This window comes from Candidatus Symbiopectobacterium sp. NZEC135, from assembly GCF_025962695.1.
The window spans coordinates 1-682 of record NZ_JAGFPF010001158.1 but is presented as its reverse complement, the minus strand read 5'-3'; the positions used below and the strand labels follow the sequence as shown (position 1 = coordinate 682).

1 protein-coding gene is annotated in these 682 nt (G+C 61.9%); it reads right to left on the bottom strand.

Translation table 11 applies throughout. The features are described from left to right. Positions 1-682 (bottom strand): pyrroline-5-carboxylate reductase (proC, locus tag J5224_RS33060; RefSeq protein WP_264629134.1); only part of this gene is annotated, 682 nt, incomplete at both ends.

Sequence of the window (682 nt, the reverse complement as noted above, 5' to 3'; positions counted from 1 at the left end):
TGGCATCGGCGACAGTTTGTGTCAGTTGGCGTTCGTTAAACACCCGCAGAGCCTCTGCGGTGGTGCCGCCTTTGGACGTCACATTCTCACGCAGCGTCGCAAGCGGCGTGTCCGGGCTGGCTTCGACCAGTGCGGCTGCACCCAGTGCGGCCTGCTGCACCAACTGGCGCGCGCTTTCCGGTGTAAATCCCTGGCGAATCGCCTCTTGCTGCATCGCTTCCATAAACAGGAAAAAGTAGGCCGGTGCGCTGCCTGCGGCGGCGATAACGCCGTTAATGCCGCTCTCTTGCTCAACCCAGCATACTTTACCCACGCTTTGCATCAGCGCAGCGCTAAAGGCACGATCCTCCGCCGATACGTTGGCGGGTGCATAAAGGCCGCTCATGCCTTTACCCACCAGCGACGGTGTGTTCGGCATAATGCGTACCAGCGTTAACGGCTCTCCTAACAGCGCTTGAAAACGCGCCACGCTGACGCCAGCCGCAATGGACAGCACCAACTTGCCCGGCACGTTCAGTATGCCGCGCAGCGGCTCGCACACGCTTGCCATCAGTTGCGGTTTCACCGCCAGCACCACGACATCGGCGTCCTGCGCGCCCGCCAGATTGTCGTCGCTACTGATAACGTCATAGGCCTGCGCCAGCGCATCCCGGCGTGGGGTGGTCGGCGGACAGTGGAGGAT